Source organism: Faecalibacter rhinopitheci (assembly GCF_015234135.1).
Lineage (GTDB): Bacteria > Bacteroidota > Bacteroidia > Flavobacteriales > Weeksellaceae > Empedobacter > Empedobacter rhinopitheci.
Genome location: NZ_JADGIK010000001.1, coordinates 12,180 through 35,861, shown reverse-complemented (window position 1 = coordinate 35,861; position 23,682 = coordinate 12,180). Strand labels below are relative to the sequence as shown.

20 protein-coding genes are annotated in these 23,682 nt (G+C 29.3%); 9 read left to right on the top strand and 11 right to left on the bottom strand.

Annotated elements, in window-relative coordinates:
• From IM532_RS00175 to recG, 5 genes are all read right to left on the bottom strand, one after another.
• Entirely contained in the window at positions 1-2,241 is a 2,241-nt protein-coding gene (locus tag IM532_RS00175; protein WP_194181422.1) for a RelA/SpoT family protein, read from the bottom strand.
• A gap of 229 nt (positions 2,242-2,470) precedes the next feature.
• Complete coding sequence (locus IM532_RS00170; RefSeq protein ID WP_194181421.1) at positions 2,471-2,983, bottom strand: ankyrin repeat domain-containing protein; 513 nt, start codon at positions 2,981-2,983, stop codon at positions 2,471-2,473.
• Positions 2,984-3,044: 61 nt separating this feature from the next.
• The gene (locus IM532_RS00165; protein ID WP_194181420.1) at positions 3,045-4,568 is read right to left on the bottom strand and encodes a catalase; all 1,524 of its coding nucleotides are present in this window, start codon (positions 4,566-4,568) and stop codon (positions 3,045-3,047) included.
• 267 nt (positions 4,569-4,835) lie between these two features.
• Positions 4,836-4,997 (bottom strand): hypothetical protein, encoded by a 162-nt coding sequence (locus tag IM532_RS00160; protein WP_194181419.1) that lies wholly within the window; start codon positions 4,995-4,997, stop codon positions 4,836-4,838.
• Positions 4,998-5,158: 161 nt separating this feature from the next.
• Positions 5,159-7,264: an ATP-dependent DNA helicase RecG gene (recG, locus tag IM532_RS00155; protein ID WP_194181418.1), complete on the bottom strand. Its 2,106-nt coding sequence runs from the start codon at positions 7,262-7,264 to the stop codon at positions 5,159-5,161.
• A 111-nt stretch (positions 7,265-7,375) separates the two neighbouring features.
• On the opposite strand from recG, the gene IM532_RS00150 reads away from it, so the two are divergent.
• The 3 genes from IM532_RS00150 to IM532_RS00140 all read left to right on the top strand — a co-directional run bounded on the left by IM532_RS00150 (position 7,376) and on the right by IM532_RS00140 (position 9,428).
• A complete protein-coding gene (locus tag IM532_RS00150) occupies positions 7,376-7,987 on the top strand; it encodes a thioredoxin family protein (RefSeq protein WP_194181417.1) in 612 nt (203 codons plus the stop codon).
• Positions 7,988-8,094: 107 nt separating this feature from the next.
• On the top strand, positions 8,095-8,784 hold the full coding sequence (locus IM532_RS00145; RefSeq protein ID WP_194181416.1) for a LuxR C-terminal-related transcriptional regulator: 690 nt from the start codon (positions 8,095-8,097) through the stop codon (positions 8,782-8,784).
• Positions 8,785-8,864: 80 nt separating this feature from the next.
• Complete coding sequence (locus IM532_RS00140) at positions 8,865-9,428, top strand: TlpA family protein disulfide reductase (protein WP_194181415.1); 564 nt, start codon at positions 8,865-8,867, stop codon at positions 9,426-9,428.
• Positions 9,429-9,465: 37 nt separating this feature from the next.
• Here the strand turns inward: IM532_RS00140 and uvrA are convergent, their stop codons facing one another.
• Complete coding sequence (uvrA, locus tag IM532_RS00135) at positions 9,466-12,270, bottom strand: excinuclease ABC subunit UvrA (RefSeq protein ID WP_194181414.1); 2,805 nt, start codon at positions 12,268-12,270, stop codon at positions 9,466-9,468.
• 141 nt (positions 12,271-12,411) lie between these two features.
• On the opposite strand from uvrA, the gene prmC reads away from it, so the two are divergent.
• The 3 genes from prmC to IM532_RS00120 all read left to right on the top strand — a co-directional run bounded on the left by prmC (position 12,412) and on the right by IM532_RS00120 (position 14,540).
• On the top strand, positions 12,412-13,245 hold the full coding sequence (gene prmC, locus IM532_RS00130; protein ID WP_194181413.1) for a peptide chain release factor N(5)-glutamine methyltransferase: 834 nt from the start codon (positions 12,412-12,414) through the stop codon (positions 13,243-13,245).
• A 144-nt stretch (positions 13,246-13,389) separates the two neighbouring features.
• Positions 13,390-13,902, top strand: a complete 513-nt coding sequence (locus IM532_RS00125; RefSeq protein WP_194181412.1) for a hypothetical protein — start codon at positions 13,390-13,392, stop codon at positions 13,900-13,902.
• A gap of 71 nt (positions 13,903-13,973) precedes the next feature.
• Positions 13,974-14,540 (top strand): GNAT family N-acetyltransferase, encoded by a 567-nt coding sequence (locus IM532_RS00120; RefSeq protein ID WP_194181411.1) that lies wholly within the window; start codon positions 13,974-13,976, stop codon positions 14,538-14,540.
• Positions 14,541-14,564: 24 nt separating this feature from the next.
• On the opposite strand, the gene IM532_RS00115 is transcribed toward IM532_RS00120, so the two are convergent.
• Complete coding sequence (locus IM532_RS00115) at positions 14,565-15,374, bottom strand: WG repeat-containing protein (RefSeq protein WP_194181410.1); 810 nt, start codon at positions 15,372-15,374, stop codon at positions 14,565-14,567.
• Between the two features lie 156 nt (positions 15,375-15,530).
• Between IM532_RS00115 and IM532_RS00110 the strand changes: the two genes are divergently transcribed.
• Complete coding sequence (locus IM532_RS00110; protein WP_194181409.1) at positions 15,531-16,502, top strand: hypothetical protein; 972 nt, start codon at positions 15,531-15,533, stop codon at positions 16,500-16,502.
• Positions 16,503-16,551: 49 nt separating this feature from the next.
• Here IM532_RS00110 and IM532_RS00105 read toward each other — a convergent pair whose 3' ends face one another.
• Together IM532_RS00105 and IM532_RS00100 are read right to left on the bottom strand one after the other, a co-directional pair.
• Positions 16,552-17,604 carry a DUF3810 family protein gene (locus IM532_RS00105; protein ID WP_194181408.1) on the bottom strand — a complete coding sequence of 351 codons (1,053 nt, stop codon included), beginning with the start codon at positions 17,602-17,604 and terminating at the stop codon, positions 16,552-16,554.
• Positions 17,585-18,562: a bile acid:sodium symporter family protein gene (locus tag IM532_RS00100; RefSeq protein WP_194181407.1), complete on the bottom strand. Its 978-nt coding sequence runs from the start codon at positions 18,560-18,562 to the stop codon at positions 17,585-17,587. Before IM532_RS00100 ends, IM532_RS00105 begins: the two co-directional genes overlap by 20 nt.
• Before the next feature lie 114 nt (positions 18,563-18,676).
• On the opposite strand from IM532_RS00100, the gene IM532_RS00095 reads away from it, so the two are divergent.
• Together IM532_RS00095 and IM532_RS00090 are read left to right on the top strand one after the other, a co-directional pair.
• Positions 18,677-19,777 (top strand): endonuclease, encoded by a 1,101-nt coding sequence (locus IM532_RS00095; protein WP_194181406.1) that lies wholly within the window; start codon positions 18,677-18,679, stop codon positions 19,775-19,777.
• Positions 19,778-19,905: 128 nt separating this feature from the next.
• Positions 19,906-20,247 (top strand): hypothetical protein, encoded by a 342-nt coding sequence (locus IM532_RS00090; RefSeq protein ID WP_194181405.1) that lies wholly within the window; start codon positions 19,906-19,908, stop codon positions 20,245-20,247.
• 34 nt (positions 20,248-20,281) lie between these two features.
• Here the strand turns inward: IM532_RS00090 and IM532_RS00085 are convergent, their stop codons facing one another.
• Entirely contained in the window at positions 20,282-22,369 is a 2,088-nt protein-coding gene (locus IM532_RS00085; protein ID WP_194181404.1) for a protein-disulfide reductase DsbD family protein, read from the bottom strand.
• Complete coding sequence (gene tilS, locus IM532_RS00080) at positions 22,363-23,667, bottom strand: tRNA lysidine(34) synthetase TilS (protein ID WP_194181403.1); 1,305 nt, start codon at positions 23,665-23,667, stop codon at positions 22,363-22,365. Before tilS ends, IM532_RS00085 begins: the two co-directional genes overlap by 7 nt.
• Positions 23,668-23,682 lie beyond the last annotated feature (15 nt).

Below are 23,682 nucleotides of genomic sequence, written 5' to 3'. Positions count from 1 at the left end.
CTAGTTTTTATACGTTCTCTTAACCGTTTGTATGCCTTCAATATTTTGAAGTTCTTTCATTACCTCCTCAAGTTGATGCTTATTTTTAACAGATACTGTTATTTTACCATCAAAAATCCCAGCTTCTTCAGAAAGATTTATACTATGCATATTCAATGAATTATTTTTTGATACAACAAGTGTTATATCACTTACCATACCTGAACGATCAATACCTTGTAATTCTATAAGTGCCTTAAATTCACGCTGTGAAGAATCAATCCATTTTGCTTTGATAATACGGTAGGCATAATTAGCTTGTAAAGAAATTGAATTAGGACAATCTACCTTATGTACTTTTATACCTTTAGAAACTGTAATAAATCCAAAAACCTTATCTCCAGGAATAGGATTACAACAAGATGCAATTTCATAATCCAAACGTTCTTCGTCGTTACCAAATACTAAACTATCAAGTTTTGTTTTATCTACGAGTGGCTGTTCAACCTTTGGTTTTGGAGTAGGAAAAGTAGATTTTCTAAAACGATTAAAAAGTCCTGTAAAACCGGAATTTCGGTCAGCATATTGTCTTAGATCCGCATTATCGATAACACCAGTTGCAACATTATAAAATACATCTAAACTGGATGTTAATTTAAAAAATTGTTGTAACTGATTAACTGTTTGTTCAGAAAAATCAACTTTTAAATGTCTTAATTTACGAATTAATACTTCTTTACCTTCTTCTGCTATTTTACGTTTATCTGAATTTAGAGAAGCTTTAATTTTACTTCTTGCTTTACTCGTAATAGCATATTCTAACCATTCCAGTTTTGGCTTTTGTTGTGATGAGGTGATGATTTCAACTAAATCACCTGATTGTAATTTATATGATAATGGATATAGTTTTCCATTTACTTTAGCACCCAAACAGTGATCTCCAACATTGGAGTGAATAGCATAGGCAAAATCTAAGGAACTTGCACCTTTAGGCAAAGAATGTAAATCTCCTTTTGGAGTAAAAACATAAATCTCTTTTGAATACAAATTGAATTTAAAATTATCCATAAATTCAATGGCATCCTTTGTATCTTCTTGCTCCAACATTTCACGAACCTGATGTATCCATTCATCAACTTTCGTGTCATCTTCACTTATATTTTCTTTATACTTATAATGCGCAGCAATACCCATTTCCGCAACCTCATCCATACGTTCTGAACGAATTTGAACTTCAATCCAACGAGCAAGAGGCCCCATAACTGTAACATGAAGCGACTCATAACCAGTAGATTTAGGTTGAGTAATCCAATCCCGCATTCGTTTTGGATTTGGAATATATAAATCCGTTACCATTGAATAAATTTTCCAAGCAAGGAATTTTTCATTCTTACGATCAGATCTGTAAATAATTCGAATAGCAAATAAATCAAATACTTCCTCAAAAGGTATTCCTTGCTTTACCATTTTACGGTAAATAGAATTGATGGATTTTGTCCTTCCTTTAATTTCGAACTCTAAACCTTCTTCATTTAATTTATCCTGAAGAGTGCTTACAAAATTATTAATGTAATTAACTCGTTCCTCTTTAGTTTCAGTTAATTTACGATCTATAGCATAATAATCATCTGGTTTAGTATAACGTAAACTTAAATCTTCTAATTCAGATTTAATGTTATACAATCCCATCCTATGAGCTAAAGGTGCATATATGAATATCGTCTCTGACGCAATCTTAAGCTGTTTATCCTCTCGCATACTTTCCAAGGTTCGCATATTATGCAAACGATCAGCTATTTTTATTAAAATAACACGAACATCCTCAGATAAAGTAAGTAATAGTTTTTTATAATTTTCAGATTGTATGGAAACATCTTGCTTATTAAGTATAGCTATTTTCGTTAAACCATCAATAATTTTAGCTATTTTTTTTCCAAATAATTTTTCTAAATCATCTAGTGTATACTCCGTATCTTCTACTACGTCATGCATTAATGCAGCTGCAATAGAAGTAGCACCCAAACCTATTTCATCAGCAACAATTTTTGCAACAGCAATTGGATGGTAAATATATGGTTCCCCAGTTTTACGGCGTTGATCTTTATGTGCTTCGACTGCTAAATCAAAAGCCTTACGAATTAATTTTTTGTCATCATCTGATAACGTTACATAAGTGTTTTTCAACATTTCTTTGTAACGTCTCGTAATCTCTATATTTTCACGCTCAAGTTGTTCTTGCGTTATTACCGTGGGAGTAGCCATATGAACGAATTTATATTCTGTTTAAGTATAATCGGTCAAGAATTTTCTTTCCTTAGTTTAAAGATACACATATTCAAAAAAATCAACAATCTAAATGCCGATTTTTTGAAGGATTCAGTAATTAAAAATCAATCTAAAAAATAACTATTTGGTTTAATGGTAATTATAATTTGAAATAAGATTGAAAGAAAAAAATGCACTATCCATTAAAAAGCCTAGCGCTTTTAAATTATTTTAAAAGCACTAAAATAGCTTCGTTTCCTTGCAATATTGCATGGTCTTTCGCAGTTTTACCTGTATTATCTTTGATAGATTCATCAATTCCTGCTGCAATTAATTTCTTTGTAATTTCAACTTGTCCAAAGGTTGCAGCGAAGATTAATGGAGATGCACCACTATAATTAACTTGATTAACATCCGCTTTGTTGGCTATTAAAATATCGACCATTTCTGGATAACCTCTAAATGCTGCACCCATTAAAGCATTATTTCCTGAAGAATCTTGGGCATTCGGATTTGCACCATTTTTTAAAAGTAATTGTACAGCTTCTTTGTTATTGCTGTAAACTGCTAATATTAAAGGTGTATAACCTCTCGTATTTGCTTGATTAATATCAACACCATCAGTGATTAATTTTTCAATTTGAGAAGTATTATTTGATCGAGCTGCATCGAATAAATCCTGTGCATTTGCTACATTAAAAGCTAATACTAAAGCACAAGTTAAAATTAATTTTTTCATTGTTTTGATATTTTTTTGAAAGTCATGGAGCCGAACTCAATCGACTCCAATCCATTAGAAATTATTTTGGTAAATATTGTTTAACATCTTCCATTGAAGTATTTGTCGCTTTCATTAAACGTGTACCATACTCCGTATTTGCTTGATAGAAGTGTGCAATCATTTTGTGAACGATAACTTTATTTTTCACTGAATTTAAAGCTCCAGATAAGTTTTTGATTAAGTTATCTTGGTCTTTTTTAGAGAATGATTTATATAAATCACCTGCTTGTACAAAGTTATTTTCTTTATCAATTACATGCTGTGTTGTAGTTGTACCAGCTGGAAAAACAGATTTAGAATATTTAAATTTCACATTCTCTTTCACTTCAGGCACATTAGTAGATGGTTGATAGTTCACATCTCCTTTTTGTTCACGAATAGACATATACCCATCTTGGTTATAAGTTTTCACTGAAGATTTTGCTTGGTTTACAGGGATTTGTTGATAGTTTCCAGTTAAACGGTGACGTTGAGTATCTGCATAAGAAAATAAACGACCTTGTAATAATTTATCTTCAGATGGTTCAATTCCAGGAACTAAGTTTGAAGGAGCAAAAGCAGCTTGTTCAACTTGTTGGAAATAATTTGTTGGATTTTCATTTAAAGTCATTGTTCCCACTTTAACTGATTTTGCAACTGATTCTGGCCAAATTTTAGTTACATCAACTGGATTGAAATCTAAAGCGTCAAAATCTTCTTTTTTCAACATTTGAACGTATAAATCCCATTTAGGGAAGTTTCCTTTTTCAATTTCGTTACGTAAATCTAAAGTAGCATGTTCTATAGCTGATGATTGAATTTTGTTTGCTTCTTCTTGCGTTAAATTTTTCACTTCTTGTTGAGGAACCCATTTGTATTTAACGTAAGTAACCTCACCATTTGCATTCACCCATTTATAAGCGTGTACACCATTACCTTCCATTTGACGGTAATTCGCAGGAATACCATAATCAGAAAATAACCAAGTTAACATATGTGTTGACTCTGGTAGATTTGAGAAGAAATCAAATACACGGTTTGCATCAGAAGCTCCATTTGTGATTGGAGATGGTTTGAATGCGTGAACCATATCAGGGAATTTGATGGCGTCACGAATGAAAAATACAGGTAAATTATTCCCTACAATATCATAGTTCCCTTGTTCTGTATAGAATTTAACAGCAAATCCACGTGGATCACGGTAAGTCTCTGGAGAACCTTGTTGGTGAGTTACAGTTGAAAAACGCACCATTAATGGTGTTTTTTTACCTGCTTGAGATAAGAAATCAGCTGAAGTTACATCAGAAAAATCGGCTGAAGCTACAAATTCACCAAATGCTCCAGCTCCGCGAGCATGAACTACGCGTTCAGGAATACGTTCTCTGTCAAAAGCAGCTAATTTTTCAATTAAATGAATATCCTCTAATAAAACCTGTCCATTGTTCCCAATCGTTTTAGAGTTTTGGTTATCTCCTACTGGAGTACCAGTATTAGTTGTCAATTGCTGAGCGAATCCTACTGTAGATAAGAATGCTAAACCTAATAATAAACTTCTTTTTATCATAATTATAGTTATATATTGTGTGTCATTTATTAAAACAGGACAAATGTACACGCCTTACAACTATAAGTCAAATCTATAATATCTATAACTTATAATAAAAATTTATAATAACTGAATCTAAATGCATTACATACAGATTTTTATAAATTATTAGAATAATTTATTTTTTAATCAATAAAACAAATAATATTAAACAGTTTTTAATAAAAAATAGCTAACAATTATCAAATTGTTAGCTATTAAATTAAATTTTTCATAACCTCTTTTTTATCTTGCTCTTTGGAAAATCTGAGTAGGTTTAGATGTTATACTGTTATTATTTTCTAATACCATCAAATTTTGATGATGATTAAAATACCATAATGAATTTCCTTCTATCTCTACTCCTTGTAAAGAATGAATGTTGTTAATGTTGTAGTAACGCATCATAAATTTAAATATTTGTTAATTAATTATTAAAATGTTAATTATTCATCTTAACTAAATATATCAATATCAAAACTATGTATTAATAGTACATTTAGTCACACAAATTCTAATAAATCATTAATTATGCCAAAATAAATTTATTAAACTTAAAATGTGATTTTTCAAGAAATTTGGCTCCAACCAACTTTTTCTTTAAGGTTTTCTATAAAGTAATTTTTCATATTTAAATGAACTGGTAATGACATCGTAGGATCGAGTTTTAAAATATGTTCTACACAAGTTCTTGCCGCTTTTAAAATTTTTTTATCTTTTGTTAAATCAGCAATTTTAAAATTCAAAACACCACTTTGCTGCGTGCCCATCATCTCACCAGGTCCGCGCAATTCTAAATCAATTTCAGCTAATTTAAATCCATCATTTGTTTCACACATGGATTCAATTCTACGCTTACTAATAGGATTTAGTTTACCGCCAACCATCAAAATACAATACGATTGTTCTGCTCCTCGACCTACCCTACCTCTTAATTGGTGTAATTGAGATAAGCCAAAACGTTCCGAATTTTCAATAATCATTACAGATGCATTTGGAACATTAACGCCAACTTCAATAACTGTAGTTGCTACTAAAATTTGAGTTTCACCACGTTTAAAACGTTGCATCTCAAATTCCTTATCAGCCGGCTTTTGTTTTCCGTGAACAATACCTACAGCATATTTGGGCAAAGGAAATTCACGCGAGATACTTTCAAAGCCGTCCATTAAATCTTTTAAATCGAGTTTTTCAGATTCTTCAATTAAAGGATATACGATATAAATCTGGCGTCCTTTTTCAATTTCGTTTCGCATAAATCCAAAAAGCTGTAACCTATTAGCATCAGTTTTAGAAATTGTTTTAATTGGTTTTCTTCCTAATGGCAACTCATCAATAACCGAAACATCTAAATCTCCATACATTGTCATAGACAACGTTCTCGGAATTGGTGTAGCAGTCATTACTAAAATATGTGGAGGAAGTTTTGCTTTACGCCAAAATTTAGCGCGTTGAGCAACCCCAAAGCGATGTTGTTCATCAATAATTGATAATCCTAAATTATGAAACTGAACAGTATCTTCCAGTAAAGCGTGTGTACCTATAATTATTTGTAGTTTTCCTGATAATAAATTTTCATGGATTGGTTCGCGTTTTTTCTTAGTCACAGATCCTGTTAGTAAAGCTACCTCAACATTCATATCACCTAGCATTTCTACAATACTATTGTAATGTTGTTGAGCAAGAATTTCTGTTGGAGCTATTAATGCTGCTTGAAATCCATTATCCAATGAAATTAGCATACTCAGCAAAGCAACCATAGTTTTCCCAGAACCAACATCACCTTGTAAAAGTCGATTCATTTGCGCTGGTTGTTTCAAGTCTAAACGGATTTCTTTAATGACACGTTTTTGGGCTCCTGTTAATTCAAACGGCATATGCTCATTATAGAACTTATTGAAGTAGTTGCCTATAACTGGGAAAGCATGCGATTGATTTTTTGCTTTGTTTTGGATTTTTTTAGAAAGCATACTTAAATTCAAGAAAAAGAATTCTTCAAACTTTAATCTATTTTCAGCTCGTTTTAAATCATCTAAGTTATTAGGAAAATGAATAGTTCGGTATGCTTCTTCGCGTGACATCATTTTGAAGTGCGAAACCAAATTTTGGGGAATGTTTTCCTCAATTTTAATATTTTCGTCAAAAATAGAAGAAACCATTTTTTGAATGACTCTATTTGAAATTCCTCGTTTCTGTAGTTTTTCTGTACTTGGATAAACAGGAAACAATCCCATAGGGAGTTTCTTAGCATCTTCGACTGTGTCTACTTCTGGATGTATGATGCTATAATTCCCATTAAATTCATTTAGTTTCCCATAAATTACTACTTCTTTGAAAAGATCATTTTGTAATTTATCTCGTTGCCATTTAGTTGCTTTAAACCAAACTAGTTCAAGAGTACCAGTTCCGTCCTGGAATTTTGCAACTAATCGACTCACTTTACCCATTTTAATTTCATTTACAGAAATTATTTGGCCTTTTAACTGAATTTCTGCCGCAGTAGATCGAATTTCCCGTATCGTATAATATTTAGAACGATCAATGTAACGAAATGGAAAGTGGTTCAATACATCTTCATATCTAAAAATACCTAATTCAGCCTGAAGCGTTTTCGCTCTTTCAGGCCCACAACCTTTTAAATATTCGATGGTTTTCTTTAGTGGATTACGATACATGAAATAGACTTTATATTGCGAATTTAATTAATTTTAGCGACAAACAATGTCATATCAGAAACAAACCTATTGCTTAAAAAAGAACTATATTTGTGAAAATATTTAGAAGGCATGACATTATTAGATTTTATCCAAAAAGGATATAGTTTTGAAGATTATCTTGAACGCATTGAAGATGAATTAGAAGAACAAATTGAATTAGACGATCCAAAAGAGTTGGTAAAATATTATGCAATAGGTTTACAGCGCACAAGAAGAATAAGAAAGACTTTTAAATATAATCAAGGTTTAGAGAAAAGAATAAAATCTATCAAAACAGATTTAAAGTTTTTAATTATTTCTGAAGGATGGTGTGGTGATGCTTCACAGATTGTTCCTGTAGTTGATATATTAGCTAACACTCTAAATATAGAATCTAAAATTGTTTTTAGAGATGAAAATTTAGATCTTATGGAAGAATATAATACAAACGGATCTTTATCTATACCAATTATTATTGGTGTAACGCCAGAGGGTGAAGAAGCATTTAGATTTGGTCCACGACCTTCACAAGCTATGATTTTTACAAATCGCTTTAAGCAAGATCCTGATAAATATTCAAAAGATGATTTCCATGAAGATTTACAACGTTATTATAATGAAAATAATGGTCAGGATATCATTCTTGAAATATTAGATTCTATCAATGAATATGCATTAAATATAAAAGAGCAAGAGGATTAATATCCTCTTTTTTTATATCTGTTAGTCTACATTTAGTTATTATAAATACTTAAAATCACTTAAAATAATATTTATATATATATTTGTATATGATACAACTACAGTAAATGACGAACAAATCTAAAATAAGATCTGATTGGGATTTTTGGCTAAAATTTCCAAATAATGTTGCTAAAGAAACAAGGCCACAAATCAATAAAAGTTACTATTTTATTTATAATTGTATTACAAATGAAATATTATATACAAGCGATAGTTTCAAAGAAATATTGGGTTATAGTAAGGAAGATTACACCTTTGTAGAAATTATTAATTTTCTTCATCCGGAGGATTATGATTATGTTATTGCCTGCGAAAAGAAAGGTATAGAATTCACACGCAAACTTACGGTGAGCGAGCTACAGCGCTTTATTACTACATATTCTTATCGTACCAAAACAACTTATGGGTACTATATACGCGTCCAACAAAGCTATCACGCATTAGAAGTTAATGACCAAGGAAGCATGACAAGAGCAATTGTATTTCATGAATTAATCGATTATCATCAACCTAGAGAAAAGGATGATTTTAAAATTTTTGATAAACTGACAAATAGATATGTACAGCTTGAAAATCGATTTAATTTAACAAAGCGTGAAAATGAAATTTTTGAATTAATTATGAAAGGATATACAAGTCTTCAAATTTCAGAAAAGCTTCATCTGAGCAAACTTACTGTTGATACACATAGAAAAAATATTTTAGCTAAAACTAATACAAAAAACTTTATGGTATTAGGCCTACAATCGAATTGATAAGATAATATTTGTTGAATCTAAATTTTGTTTTCATCTTTGTTCAGACAAAAGACAATGTAATTTTATAAATTTTATAAATGAAAAAAGATAAACAAATCATTTTGGCAGTAGTTGTCATCATTGGATTAATAGCTATTATGTTTACACCTATCGGAACAAAAATAAAAAACCTGTTAGAAGGTGAAGATCACTTGGTTGGTGTAAGAGATGATAAATTATCAGACAGTGATTTTGATATTGATTTAATAGGATATAATGGTGCTAAAGATACAAACTTATTAGATTTTAAAAATTCTGGGGAAGTTGTATTTATTAACTTCTGGGGAAGTTGGTGCCCACCTTGCGTACAAGAAATGCCTACCATACAAAGCTTATACACTTCTAAAGGAAAAAATGTAAAATTTGTACTTGTCACTATACAAGATAAACCAAAAACATTTACAGCTTTTTTAGAAAAAAATAATTATACTATGCCGGTCTATGAACCTAATAGTCCAATTTCTGTAAATATGCTACCACACGTTTTTCCGACAACTTATATTTTAAATAAGAAAGGCGAAATTGTTTTAAAAGAAACAAAAACAAGAGATTGGAATGATACAGAAATCAATCAATTATTAGATAAATTAATTGCTGAATAAATAAAAATGTCACTCTATAAAGAGTGACATTTTTATTTTATATTAACTTCTCTTTCAGAAACTGACCTGTAAAAGATTCTTTAATTTTTATAATATCTTCCGGTGTACCTTCTGCGACTAACTTACCTCCATGTTTTCCTCCTTCAGGACCTAAATCTATAATCCAATCTGCAACTTTTATGATATCCATATTATGCTCAATAACAAAAACAGAATGACCTAAATCTATCAAAGCTCGCAAAGCTTTTATTAATTTTTTGATATCATGAAAATGTAATCCTGTAGATGGTTCATCAAAAATAAATAACGTTTTGTCAGCTGTTTCTCCTTTAGTTAAGAAATAAGCTAATTTTACACGTTGTGCTTCACCTCCGGATAATGTACTAGAAGATTGTCCAAGTTTAACGTAACCTAATCCTACATCTTGTAAAGGTTTAAGTTTATCTACTATTTTTTTCTGAGCATGAGTATTGAAAAATTCAATTGCTTCATCTATTGTAAGATTTAAAACATCTGAAATAGAAAGATCTTGGTATTTTATTTCTAATACAGATTTCTTAAACCTATCACCATTACATTCTTCACAAACTAAATCTACATCAGCCATAAATTGCATTTCGATTGTAATGGTTCCTTCGCCTTTACAAGCGTCACATCGGCCGCCATCTACGTTAAACGAGAAGTGCTTTGCTTGAAATCCATTTAGTTTACTTGCTTTTTGTACCGCAAATAAATTACGGATATCATCATAAGCTTTTACATATGTTACAGGGTTGGAACGAGAAGATTTACCAATTGGATTTTGATCAATTAATTCAATCCCTTTTAATTGAGCTAAATCACCAATTAGTCCATCACTTTCCCCTATTCTATTCCCATAAATTTCAAAATGACGTTCTAAAGCTGGCGTTAGTATATCTTTCATTAATGTTGACTTCCCAGAACCTGATACACCTGTAATAACAGTTAACATATTAAGAGGAAATTTAACATCAATATTTTTCAAGTTATTTTCTCTCGCACCTATAATCTTAAGAAAATTTTTAGGCTTTATTCGTTTATTTGGAATTTCTATTTCAAGTTTTTGATTTAGATATTTACCCGTTAAAGTATCTGCTTTTAATAGCTCTTCATACGTACCTTGGAAAACAACTTCTCCTCCATTTGTACCTGCTTCTGGACCAATATCAATTATATAATCAGCAGCTTTCATGATATCTTCATCATGTTCTACTACAATTACTGTATTTCCTAGGTCACGTAAGCGATGTAAAATTGTTACAAAACGCTCTGTGTCTTTTGAGTGTAAACCAATAGATGGCTCATCTAAGATATACATAGATCCTACCAAACTACTTCCTAAAGAAGTTGCTAAATTAATACGTTGCGATTCACCACCTGATAAGGTGTTAGATGCTCTATTTAGAGATAAATAATCTAGCCCTACATCTAATAAAAATTGTAGGCGAGAACCTATTTCGTAAATTATTCGATTAGCAACTTGACGATCAAAATCAGAAAAAACAATAGACTGAAAAAATTCGTTTAATTCATTTAAAGGAAGATCAACTAATTCTGAGATAGCTTTGTCATTAATTTTGACATAATTAGTCTCTAATCGTAGTCTACGACCTTTACACGTAGGACAAATAGTTTTACCACGATAGCGCGATAACATAACACGATATTGAATTTTATATGTATTTTGCTCTACCATTTTGAAAAATCCATCTAGACCTTCCCAACTTGAGTTTCCTCTCCATAGAAAATCTTTTTGATCTTCGGATAATTCATAATAAGGTTTATGAATAGGAAAGTCAACTTTAGTAGCTGCTTTCAAAAAGAAGTTTTTCCATTCACTCATTTTATCGCCTTTCCACGCTGCAATAGCATCCTCATATATAGAAAGAGATTTATTTGGAATTACTAAATCTTCATCTATTCCTATAATCTTCCCGTAACCTTCGCAAGTAGGACAAGCACCATAAGGATTATTAAAGCTAAAAAAATGCGTATTTGGTTCATTAAAAATCATCCCATCTGCTTCAAACTTATTAGAGAAATTTTTAATTACTTTTTCATCTACATGGAGAAGTTTAATATTCCCTTTGCCTTCAAAAAAAGCCGTTTCAATAGAATCAGCTAACCTATGAAAAAAAGAATCTTCAGCTTCTTGTGGAATAGAAATACGATCAATAAGTAATGAAACTTTATTGTCAGGTTGTGGATCAAAGTTAAACGAAATTAAATCTTCTATTTTAACTTGATTTCCATCTATAGATAAACGAGTAAACCCTTGTTGTTGAAGTATACTAAGATGTTCTACAAATGTTCTTTCCTCTGGAATAATTAAATCAATTCCAAGTATAAATTTAGACTCTGCAGGATATGTTTTCATAAAGTCAATTACATCTGTTACCGAATCTTTCTGAACCAATTCCCCTGTAATTGGAGAATAAGTTTTACCAATACGAGCATATAATAACTTTAGATAATCATAAATTTCTGTAGAAGTACCAACAGTAGATCTAGGATTTGTAGAATTCACCTTCTGTTGTATTGCAATAGCTGGAGCTATTCCATGAATATAATCTACTTGAGGTTTATTTAACTTACCTAAAAATTGTCTTGCATAAGATGATAAACTTTCTACATATCGACGCTGACCTTCTGCATACAATGTATCAAAAGCTAATGTCGATTTACCAGAACCAGACATTCCAGTTATAACTATTAGCTTATTTTTAGGTATAGCAACATCAATATTTTTCAGATTATGAAGCTTGGCTCCTTTAATCAGAATATATTTTTTAGGATCTAATTTACTTATATCTTTTTCCATCGAAAAGCAAATTTAATGAATTCTCTTTTGTTTTGAGCCAAATAAAATCTTAATTCCTTAAGCGAAGTATTAGCACTATGTTTTTATTTTTTTACAAATTGAAAATCTAGTGTTTTATCGGGATAAATGTATCTTTGTCGCATGACGATAAAAGGAATAAAAAACAGTTTATATCAAGAGTTAAATACTTTATATAATGACGATGAAATTGAAGCAATCTTTAGATATTATATTGAAATAAGATTAAATATTTTAGATTCATTTTTATTTAATGATGATAAAATTGAATTTAAAACTCCTCATTTCGAAAAAGATTTATCGGAATTAAAATCTGGAAAACCAATACAACAAGTTGTTGGATATGCATTTTTTTATGATTATTTCTTTAAGGTTAACGAACATACTTTAATTCCACGTCCAGAAACGGAAGAATTAATCTATTTAATTACTGAAAAATACAAAAATAATCTACCTCTAAAAATAATTGATCTAGGAACAGGATCAGGTTGTATTCCTATTACCTTAAATAAATTATACCCTACAGCAAATGTACAGGCAATTGATATTTCTACCGAAGCATTAAAAATTGCAAAAGAAAATAATGAAAATTTAAAAACTGATGTAAAATTTATACATCAAGACTTATTAGAAGATTTTCAACTTGATTATAAATATGATTTAATCATCTCTAACCCTCCTTATATCCGAGATTTAGAGAAAAAAGAAATGCATATAAATGTGCTACAACACGAACCTCATTTAGCATTATTTGTTTCTAATGATGATCCTTTAGTTTTTTATAAAAAAGTGGCTCAATTTGGAAAGTTACATCTAAATAACGATGGTAAAATTTTTTGTGAAATTAACCAATATTTAGGGAAAGAAACGCAGGAAATGTTTCTTAGATATTATGAACATGCTATTTTACACAAAGATATATCTGGAAATGATCGGATTATAGAAATATATAATTAATGTGTTAAAATTTATACTATATTTCCTATAATTAGTAGGAATTACTTACATTTAAATTAAAATATAAACTACTTATCACAAAAAGTGGTTTAATTATTGTTTTTACTTTAAACCAATATATTATAAACTAAAAAAACTTTGATTATGAAAAAATTATTCGTAGCTGTTGCTGTAGCTGGTTTAGCATTTGCAACTTCTTGTAAAACTGAAACGAATAAAACTGTTGTTACAGACTCAGATAGCGATACAATTGCAGTAGTAGAAACAACAGAAGTTGACGGTGTTTATGTAGACGAAGCGGAAGCTAAGGCTAAGGTAGACCAAGCACAGAAGGATTTAGATGAAGCTATTGCAAAAGGTGATAAAGCCGCTGAAGAAACAGCGAGAAAAGCATTAGACAATGCTAACGTTGCATGGGAAAACACAAAAACAGCAGTAAAAGGTGCAGCTAATGATGTGAAAGAAGGGGTAAATGATGCAGCAAATAAAATTGATCAAAAAGCACAAAATGTGAAGGAAGATGTAAATGCTGCTGCTAAAGATGCTAAGGAAGACGTAAACCAAGCTGCGCAGGATGCTAAAGAAGGAGTTAACAAGGCTGCTGAGGATGCAAAACAGGGAATTAATAATACATTAGAAAAAGCTAAAATTAAATAATTAAGCTTTATAATTTTATAAAAGCCCTGAAATTAATATTTCAGGGCTTTTATTTTTAAATAAAACATACTGTGATCGAAATACGTAAAGCCAAAATAGAAGATGCCGCAATCATTTCTGAATTAATGCTTTTTGCAATGAGAGATATTGCATTCGAATTTATTGGAGAAAAAAATGAAGATAAGGCAAAATATTTTTTAAGAACTTTAATTGAAAAAGAAGCAAATCAATATAGTTATCAAAACTGTAGCGTTTTACTTTATGATAATGAAATCGCTGGGAGTTTCACAATATATGATGGTGCAAAATTAGATGAATTAAGAAAACCAGTCTTAGAAGTATTATCTACCGTATATAACCAAGATATACAACCAGAAAATGAAACTGAAGAAGGCGAAATTTATATTGACACTATTAGTATTTTCCCAGAATTTCGTGGTAAAGGTTTCGGAAATTATATTTTAGATTACTTAATTGAAGAAGTTGCAAATAAACAAGATAAAGTGTTAGGTTTATTAGTCGATTTTACAAATCCTAAAGCAAAAAAATTATATGAGTCGAAAGGATTTAAAGTTGTAGGAGAAAAAAGATTGATGAGTGAAAATCACGAACATATGCAATATAAAAAAGGAGTTTAAAAAACTCCTTTTTTATATTATTAGTTATTTCATCACTCCTATTTGTTTAAGAATTTTTTCTTCATATGGATCAATTTCAAATTGTTCAAATGGAACAAACTCATTATTATCATTTAAGTAACCTTGCTGATAATTTTGTCGAACAACAGGCTTTCCATCATAACTTTCTAAAACGGGTAATTCAGAAACTGCTTCTAAAATGATATTATTTTCGATAGAAACCAGGCCAAAATTCATTAAATAATTATCTTTTGACAAGAAATAAGGAAAATAAGCTAATATATCTGGACGTTCAATTTTTATTGTAGTAGCTTTCCCAAATGTTAAATATTGATGATCAACTGGAGTTAAATATTCATATTGAAAGTCAATTTTAAGATTATTTTCTTTATCAATTACACCCCATTTATCATTTTTAACAACACCCGCTATTCCAGCTCTAAAATCTGTACATCCATCGTAATCAAATGGAATTATTTCAGTATTTAATAAATCAATAAACCCCCATTTATTATCTTTTTTTACAGCGCATAAATTTTCAATAAAATCTGAAGTTAAATCATAAATAATTGGAATAATTATTTGATTTGACTTAGTTACAAATCCCCATTTATCATCTTTGGAAACACTATATGCATTTATGGTAGACATCACAATAGACTGATATTCGAATGGAATAATTACGTCACCTTCTCCATTAATAAGACCAAATAAATTATTCTTAGAAACTGGAGCTAAACCGTTTCGATCAAATACTGTAACACTTTCAAACTTTGTTGAATCATCATGTATCAATTGATCAAATTGATCAATTTCATTTATTTTTATTCTCATTTTGCTTATTTTCTATTACAAAATTATGAAAACTTTACAACTACCTATTTCATTCTCACTATAATTGGGTAAAAAAAACTGTATATTCTTAACTTAATAATTATTATAGTATCTAAAATTATGTTATTTTTGTACAAATACTTTAAATGAAAACCTATGAACAGCTTTAAAAAAATATTGTTATCCGCTTTACTTATTTCAGCCAGCTACTCTTATTCACAACATACGGTAGTAATTAAGGATGATTCATCTTCTTTTAATCAACAGTATGAGTTTCGAGGGAATTGGGGAATTAAAAGTGATGATATGAATAATTCTTATGTTATCAATGGTTCTCAAATAATGAATAATTCTACTTCTAGAAGTAATGATTTAGAGTTATCTGTTTTTTTTGTTCCTACACAAACAAAGTATTCTATAAATGAATTACCAAATAAATTATCGCGTGTTACTGCGTTAGGTCAAATTGATGGTAATAAAACTAGTTATAATAATTTAAGAATAGTTTTCAGTCAAAAAGATATTGAAAATTTAGCTCCAGGTTCATATAATACAGTTATAGTTTTAAGAGATAAACTTAAAGGTTCTGTTATAAATTATAAAATTTTAGATAACACACTTAGATATGTTGATAACAAATTTAGATTAGTTGATGAAACTAGCACAAATTATTTATTAAATGGCGAGAAAGCTGATAATACATTATCTAACATCTATTCTACTGTTAAAAGTTCTCTAAGCTTAGCATATGTTCCAAATCAGATTGTATTAACAGGTGACTGGAAATTAGAAGTTGATTTTGCAGCATTATCAGTTAAAATTGATGGAGTGAATAATAGTATTCAGAATCGTACAGCTGAAGATACTAAAAAATTAAAATTGATGGTTTATTTCTCAGAAACTGAACCAAGCAATTATGCAAACGTTGAAGGTTACGAATTATTAAATGTAGATATTAAACCTATCTCTAAATCTTCTGAGCTTAAAAATACATCTATAACTACTAATATTACTAAACCGTTACCAAGTGGGGAGTATTATCCAATTTTAGTTTTAACAGAAGCTGATGAGGATGGAAATTATAAAGTGAAATCAGCAATCATTTATAAAGATAAATACGTTCTGTAATCATATACATAATTATAAAAAAAGGTGAATTTAATAATTCACCTTTTTTTTATTTTATAAAATGATAATAATAAACCAATTCAATATATTTAGAATATGATATCGTGCCTTCTTGGTTATTTGCTTTCAGAAATTGATCATTAAAATTTGAAAATATTTCATTTGTTTTACCATCAAATTGTGTATAATAACTAAGTTCATATTCTCTATCTGTCTTTATACCCAAGGGTAGATTTTCCATTTCCTTTTTTACAAATTGGGAATCATATTTAGAGATTTCACTTAAAAGTGAAAAAATCAATTTATAATTTACTGCATACCTTACTTCCGCTAAATTTGATTTGCTACCTAAATAATATGCAATAAAATTTGCTTCACTCTCAGATGCAAATCCCATTTGGTGTGCCAATTCATGAAAAATTGTACTTGGGGTTTTCAATTGTGTATTGTGAAAATTAATATTACTTTCAATTGTAAACGGATTATAATACCCTAGTATTCCAGAATAATTAAGTAAGTTTGAGATATATGAATGTTTAACAACAGGTTGTTCTATTATAATATAATTATTAATCCATTTTTCTTGCTGTAGCAAATACTGATTTTTTTGGAAATCATTCAAATAATCTACCTCGCTAAAATTAAACTTAACATATTCTTTTTCGTTTAACTGAAGACTATTTCTATCAAGTATAGATTTACTTAACGTACTGCAATAAAGCAATTTAAGATTATCAACCTCAATTATATATTTAGGTTTATCAATTTTAAAATTATCTTTATAATATGTAATTCCCCATACAGATTTATACAAGAAAAGTATACATGATAATATTATAAATGAGGATTTTAGAAAATATGAAATTGTCCTTACCTTAATACATTTGTATATCCAAGATAAAAGAATTATTATTACACTTAGGTATAAAAATTCTCCAATAGGCCAAGAAATTTTAGCACTTAAATGATATATTACTTGGTTATAATTTGCCGTTATTACATTAAACCATACTGAATTTAATGTATCAAAATTATGTAAAAATGTCCACCATACTATTTGAACAAAAAATATAATACCCCAGCTACTCCATTTTTTTAGCATATTGAGAAGCTTTATAACTTATAAACATTAATTGAAAAGTATGGTAAATCATGATTGGCAATAATATAAATCCTATTTCTTTACCAAAAATAATTCCAGCCATTACAGAGCCATGTACTAGAGATTTCTTCGTACCACAAAATTGAAGTGTAATGAAATCTGATTTTTTATATTTCCAGAATGCATTATTTAAATATTGTATAAAGTAAAATACAAATATAAATAATGAAACTACACATACAATTGTAAGGAACAAATTAAAATATCCAACACTTGTTATCAAACCATTATGAAAAGTATGGCTAAAACTAACGTATACAATTAAAACGATAGTAAGCTTATCTATATTACTAAATACATTTTTATATTTTTCATAGAATTTACCTAAAAATGGTTTACACAAAGCGCCTAATACTACTGGAAGAATTACGCTTATAATTAAATCTAAAAAAATTTGAAAAGAATCTACATCACCATTTTGTCTAATAAAGAAGCTCATTAATAATGGCGTAATTACAATCCCTAATAACCCTGATAAGCTAGCATTAAATATTGCTGATGTAACGTTCCCATGTGCCATAGAAACCATAACAACTGAAGAAGAAACGGTGCTAGGTAGACAGCATAAATAGAAAATAGCTAAAAATAATAGATAGAAATTTTCATTAATCAAGGTAATCGGATAGAATAATAATCCTAATATAGGAAAAAGGCAGAATGTAATAGCTTGGATTCTTACATGTAATTTCCAGTTTTTTAAATCTCTAAAAACTTCATTCCATTTCAATTTTAATCCATAAAAAAAGAATACAGCCATAACCCCAATGTCAATAATATTTTGAAGATTATACTCTTTAAAACTAATATCGCTAAGTTCAGGTAAAAAATATGCTAGGATAAGTGAAATAAGTAGATAAAAAAGTAATGGATCTGGAAATATTTTTTTAAAGATGGTCATGCGTTTTTTTTAATAAATATATCATACTTAATAACAATTATCAAAAATACATTTTTCTAATTATCAATAACTTACATAAATTTTATATTTTTATATAAACAAAATCAGCTAATTATGAGAAAAATTCTATTGAATATAACTTTAACTTCTTTATGTAGTTTAGCTTTTGGACAAGTACCAAATGGATATTATGATAGCGCAACTGGGGATGGGTTTGAATTAAAGACACAACTCTATCATATTATAAAAAATCATACCACCAAAACTTATGCTAATCTTTGGGGATTATATACCGGAAATCCATCTGCCTTTAATGACAATTGGTATGATTCTACAGATACGAATAAAATCATGGATATATATAGTGAAAAACCACAAGGTCAAGATGCATATACCTTTATCCCAGGAACGAACCAATGTGGCGGATCTGGAGGAAACGAAGGAACATGTTATAACAGAGAGCATTTAATACCTCAAAGTGTTTTTAACCAAAATTCTCCAATGGTTTCCGACCCTTTTCATATATGGCCTACCGATTATCAAGTAAATAATAGGCGAGCTAATTATCCTTTTGGCGTTGTAAAAAATCCTACATGGACTTCAACTAATGGATCAAAATTAGGTCCTAACAACAACTCAGGATATTCAGAAGGATATTCAGGAGTAGTTTTCGAACCAATTGATGAGTTTAAAGGAGATATTGCAAGAGCATATTTTTATTTTGCAACAAGATATCAAGAGAATGGAATACAAAATTGGAATTATCCTATGTTTAATGGAACCAAAGATCTTGTATTTACAACTACATTTTTAAAAATCTTAATGAATTGGCACACTAATGATCCGGTATCTCCTAGAGAAATTGCACTTAACAATACCATTTACACCTTTCAGAATAATAGAAATCCATTTATTGATTATCCCGAATATGCTCAAAAAATTTGGGGATATAATTTAAGTAATAGTGATTTTGAACATCAAGAAAGAAATGAAATTAATGTGTATAAAAGTGGACCTAATACGATATCCGTTATATCTAATAATGATAATAAGATTATAGAAATACATATATTTAATATAAATGGCCAATTTATTAATAAGATAGCTAATGTAAAACTTAATAATAAGGTTGATATTTCATTAAATAATAAAGGGACATATATTTTTAAAATTATAGGTAAATCAATGGAAATCAACAAGAAAGTAGTGTTATAAGTATGAATAAGTAATTTAAATGATTAATACCTATATTTAGGTATTTTTCATCAATATTTAACATTTTTGTTATATTGTATTAAATATTTAATAATTTTGTAGTGTATAACCTAACTTACTTATTATTTATGAAAACATGCATTCAATGCGGTCAAACCCTTTTTGGAAGAAAGGACAAGAAATTCTGTAATGATTTTTGCCGTAACACGTACAACAATCAATTGAACAAAGAAAATGTTGAAGTTATAAGAATAACCAACAATAGATTAAAAAAGAACCACAAAATTCTTAAAAATTTATATGATACGGAAAAGTCTACTGTAACATATACTGAATTAGAATTGTTAGGTTTTGATTTAAATCTTATAACTAGTTACGAATTCAATGAAGGAGTAATTTCAAGAAAAGTATATGATTATCTTTTAGAACAAAAAGATGATAAATTACTTTCTCTTAAACAAATTTCATAAAAACAAAAAAGGTTCCAATTAAGGAACCTTTTTTTTAATCTTTATAGTTAAGCTTGTATTTATTTATACCATTTACAAGCCAATCATTATACTTTTTGATATCTAATTCTGCTTCTAATGGCGTAGAGTAACGTTTAAGATTCTTATCAACTAGAATGTAATAAGGTTGTGCATTAGCTTTAAAATGTTCCATTTCAAAGGCTGTCCATTTATTACCTACAGTTTTTAATTTACGTCCTAAAGCTTCTGAGAAAACTTTTTGATCTTCTGGTAATTCTTTTTGATCATCTACATAAAGAGAAACTAAAACAACTTTATTAGTCAAAATTTCTTTGATTTGATTATCGACCCAAACACGCTCCTCAACCTTACGACAGTTTGCACACGCATGACCCGTAAAGTCTAATAAAAGAGGTTTATTTGTTTTCTCTGCATAGATTACTGCTTGGTCAAAATCTTTAAAGGTTGGTATTCCATGCGGACCTGCAACCATATTTGGATCATCAAAACCAGTTGATACACTATTTCCTCCTACACCTTCATGAAATCCTCGTGGAGACTCTGAATAAGTCATTGGAGGCATTAATCCACTTAATAATTTTAAAGGAGCTCCCCACATTCCAGGCACAAGATACACAACAAAAGCAAATGTAAATAGTGCAAAAAATAATCTTGGCACTCCAATTACTGGTGTTGGTGCATCTAACTCTAATCTGAATTTACCTAGTAAATATAATGCTAGTAGTAAAAACACTGCAATCCAAATTGCTAAAAATATCTCACGTGGTAGCCAGTTCATTTGCCATACTAAATCTGCATTAGATAAGAATTTAAATGCAAATGCTAATTCTATAAACCCTAATGAAACTTTAATCGTATTCAGCCATCCTCCTGATTTTGGTAGAGAATTCAACCAACCAGGAAACATTGCAAATAATGTAAATGGTATTGCTAAAGCCATTGAAAAACCTAGCATACCAATAATTAAAGAAAAGAAATGCCCTTCCTGCGTAGCTTGTACTAATAAAGACCCAATAATTGGACCCGTACAAGAAAATGATACTAATGCTAATGTAAAAGCCATAAAGAAGATCCCTATTAAACCTCCTTTATCTGCTCCTTTATCTGCAGCGTTTATCCATTTACTTGGTAAAGTAAGTTCAAAAGCTCCGAAAAAAGATATAGCAAATATGATAAAAGTTACAAAGAATGCTAAATTAACCCAAGGATTGGTTGACATTTCATTTAGGAAGGAAGGTCCAAATAACACAGTTGCTAATAAACCTAATATAACATAAATAAATATGATTGAAAATCCATAGATTAAAGCTTTAAAAACTCCTTCACTTTTGGTTTTACTCTGCTTCGTAAACATGCTTACCGTTAAAGGAATCATCGGAAAGATACATGGCATTAGCAAGGCAGCTAAACCACCTAAAAATCCTAACGAAAATATTTTAAGTAATCCATTGTTTCCTTTTTCATTATCTGCTAAAAAATCTTCATCTACAACACTTCTAGTATTAGACACAGGTTTTATTGTATCATTTTTAATTGTATCAATAGTTGTAGATGTGATAACTGTAGTAGAATCTGGAATAACTTCTATAAGAATATTCTCTTTTTCTTCAGTAACTTCTGTACTATTTTTAAGTTCACTAACATTTACAGAAGGACTTAATTTAACTGTTCCTGATATTTCATCTGGTGGTAAACATCTTTCAGCATCACACATCTGGAATTCTATTGTGTAATCAACATTTACAGCATCTTTACCTTTTACATTCACTTTCTGAACAAAAGTCACATTCTTTTCAAAATATTTCTCATCTTGCTCAAAAACAGTGCTGTATTTATCTATTCGCTTCCCTTTTTCAATGAATTTACCAACTAATTGACCACCGTTACCCGTTTGAAAATTTGCTGAAGCTGGAATTCCAATACCACCATCAGGATGTTTAGAAGAATATAAATGCCAACCATTTTCAATTTTACCAATTATTTCTACCTCAAAATTGTTATTCCCCAAATCTTTCACTTGAGTGGTCCATTTTGCAGGGCTATATAATTGTGCTTGTACTAAAATTGGAAACAAAAAAAGTATCCAAAGTTTTTTTAACATACGATAATATTTAAATAATTCTTAATATTCTCTTTCATTTTAAAACGTTCATCTAATCGGTAATTTACTACCCAAATAATTTGATCTAAATTATCCACTAATAGCCATGCGTTTTCCTTTTCAATTTTTGATAATTTTAAATCTTTGAAAAATTTACTGATCATTTTTTTCTGACCTTGCATTCCCAACGGAAAAAAATAATCACCTACTTTGACTTTTCTAAATCTTAATGGAAACTTTATATTATCTGCATTGATGCATTCTGTTGCATTTTCTAGTTTAGAGTTTGAACGAATAAATTTCAAATTTAAGGATTTGATTTTAATCTCATCTTGCTTTATGATAATTTCGTCCGTTTCCTCTATTGACTTTTTACTTAAAATTAAAAAATCCCTATTTTTTATTAATCTATAATATTGAGAGGTCAACTCACTACTATTTTCAGAACACTTCAATTTATTGATTAAATCAACATCTTTAAAACCATATCTTTCAAATAGATAGTATTGCACAAAGTTCATATTATCTAATGAATTAAGCGTCTCAATTTCAATAGCAGATTGTTCTTCATCATAAATAATCCTTTTACGAATATTCTCCATTTGACCCTCAATAAAGCTTTGAGCATCATTGATAAATGATAACGTTTTATTAAAATTAGTTTCAAAATTTGGATGAATCTCATTAAGAAAAGGTGCAATATGATGACGTATTTTATTGCGAATATATTCATCGGTTTGGTTGGTATAATCTTCTCTCCAACTTAATCCTTCAGAATTTGCATAATGCAAAATATTTTCTTTTGTAGTAGATAATAAAGGTCTAAAAATATTTTCTGCTGAGATTTTCATTCCAACTAATCCTTTTAAGCCAGTTCCTCGAGATAAATTAATTATAAAAGTTTCTATATTATCATTCAAATGATGAGCAGTAACTAAAAAATCAAGTCTATTGGTCTGCATTATTTCTTCAAACCAATTGTATCTTAAAATTCTACAAGCCATTTCGGTAGAATAATTTCCTGTACTTTTAAAGTTTTCGACATCAAATTTTACTGAATGAAAAGGTATGGTATGTTTACCACAATATTCTCTTACAAATTGTTCATCACCTAATGAATCATCACCTCTTAATTGAAAATTACAGTGTGCAACTTGGAAATTGGTAGAAGTTTTACGGAACATATCTAGTAAAACCATACTATCCACACCTCCACTAACTGCCAATAGATATTTAAAATCTTTCTTATTATGATTCAGTAAGATAGTCCTAAAATCCATCTCAATGCTAGTATTCATCGTGCTTTTTTAAAA

What these genes read in the sequence shown, in the direction of transcription:
- IM532_RS00175 (WP_194181422.1), bottom strand. Translation starts at nt 2,241, where the DNA reads ATGGCTACTCCCACGGTAATAACGCAAGAACAACTTGAGCGTGAAAAT.
- IM532_RS00170 (WP_194181421.1), bottom strand. Translation starts at nt 2,983, where the DNA reads ATGAAAAAATTAATTTTAACTTGTGCTTTAGTATTAGCTTTTAATGTA.
- IM532_RS00165 (WP_194181420.1), bottom strand. Translation starts at nt 4,568, where the DNA reads ATGATAAAAAGAAGTTTATTATTAGGTTTAGCATTCTTATCTACAGTA.
- IM532_RS00160 (WP_194181419.1), bottom strand. Translation starts at nt 4,997, where the DNA reads ATGATGCGTTACTACAACATTAACAACATTCATTCTTTACAAGGAGTA.
- recG (WP_194181418.1), bottom strand. Translation starts at nt 7,264, where the DNA reads ATGTATCGTAATCCACTAAAGAAAACCATCGAATATTTAAAAGGTTGT.
- IM532_RS00150 (WP_194181417.1), top strand. Translation starts at nt 7,376, where the DNA reads ATGACATTATTAGATTTTATCCAAAAAGGATATAGTTTTGAAGATTAT.
- IM532_RS00145 (WP_194181416.1), top strand. Translation starts at nt 8,095, where the DNA reads ATGACGAACAAATCTAAAATAAGATCTGATTGGGATTTTTGGCTAAAA.
- IM532_RS00140 (WP_194181415.1), top strand. Translation starts at nt 8,865, where the DNA reads ATGAAAAAAGATAAACAAATCATTTTGGCAGTAGTTGTCATCATTGGA.
- uvrA (WP_194181414.1), bottom strand. Translation starts at nt 12,270, where the DNA reads ATGGAAAAAGATATAAGTAAATTAGATCCTAAAAAATATATTCTGATT.
- prmC (WP_194181413.1), top strand. Translation starts at nt 12,412, where the DNA reads ATGACGATAAAAGGAATAAAAAACAGTTTATATCAAGAGTTAAATACT.
- IM532_RS00125 (WP_194181412.1), top strand. Translation starts at nt 13,390, where the DNA reads ATGAAAAAATTATTCGTAGCTGTTGCTGTAGCTGGTTTAGCATTTGCA.
- IM532_RS00115 (WP_194181410.1), bottom strand. Translation starts at nt 15,374, where the DNA reads ATGAGAATAAAAATAAATGAAATTGATCAATTTGATCAATTGATACAT.
- IM532_RS00110 (WP_194181409.1), top strand. Translation starts at nt 15,531, where the DNA reads ATGAACAGCTTTAAAAAAATATTGTTATCCGCTTTACTTATTTCAGCC.
- IM532_RS00105 (WP_194181408.1), bottom strand. Translation starts at nt 17,604, where the DNA reads ATGCTAAAAAAATGGAGTAGCTGGGGTATTATATTTTTTGTTCAAATA.
- IM532_RS00100 (WP_194181407.1), bottom strand. Translation starts at nt 18,562, where the DNA reads ATGACCATCTTTAAAAAAATATTTCCAGATCCATTACTTTTTTATCTA.
- IM532_RS00095 (WP_194181406.1), top strand. Translation starts at nt 18,677, where the DNA reads ATGAGAAAAATTCTATTGAATATAACTTTAACTTCTTTATGTAGTTTA.
- IM532_RS00090 (WP_194181405.1), top strand. Translation starts at nt 19,906, where the DNA reads ATGAAAACATGCATTCAATGCGGTCAAACCCTTTTTGGAAGAAAGGAC.
- IM532_RS00085 (WP_194181404.1), bottom strand. Translation starts at nt 22,369, where the DNA reads ATGTTAAAAAAACTTTGGATACTTTTTTTGTTTCCAATTTTAGTACAA.
- tilS (WP_194181403.1), bottom strand. Translation starts at nt 23,667, where the DNA reads ATGAATACTAGCATTGAGATGGATTTTAGGACTATCTTACTGAATCAT.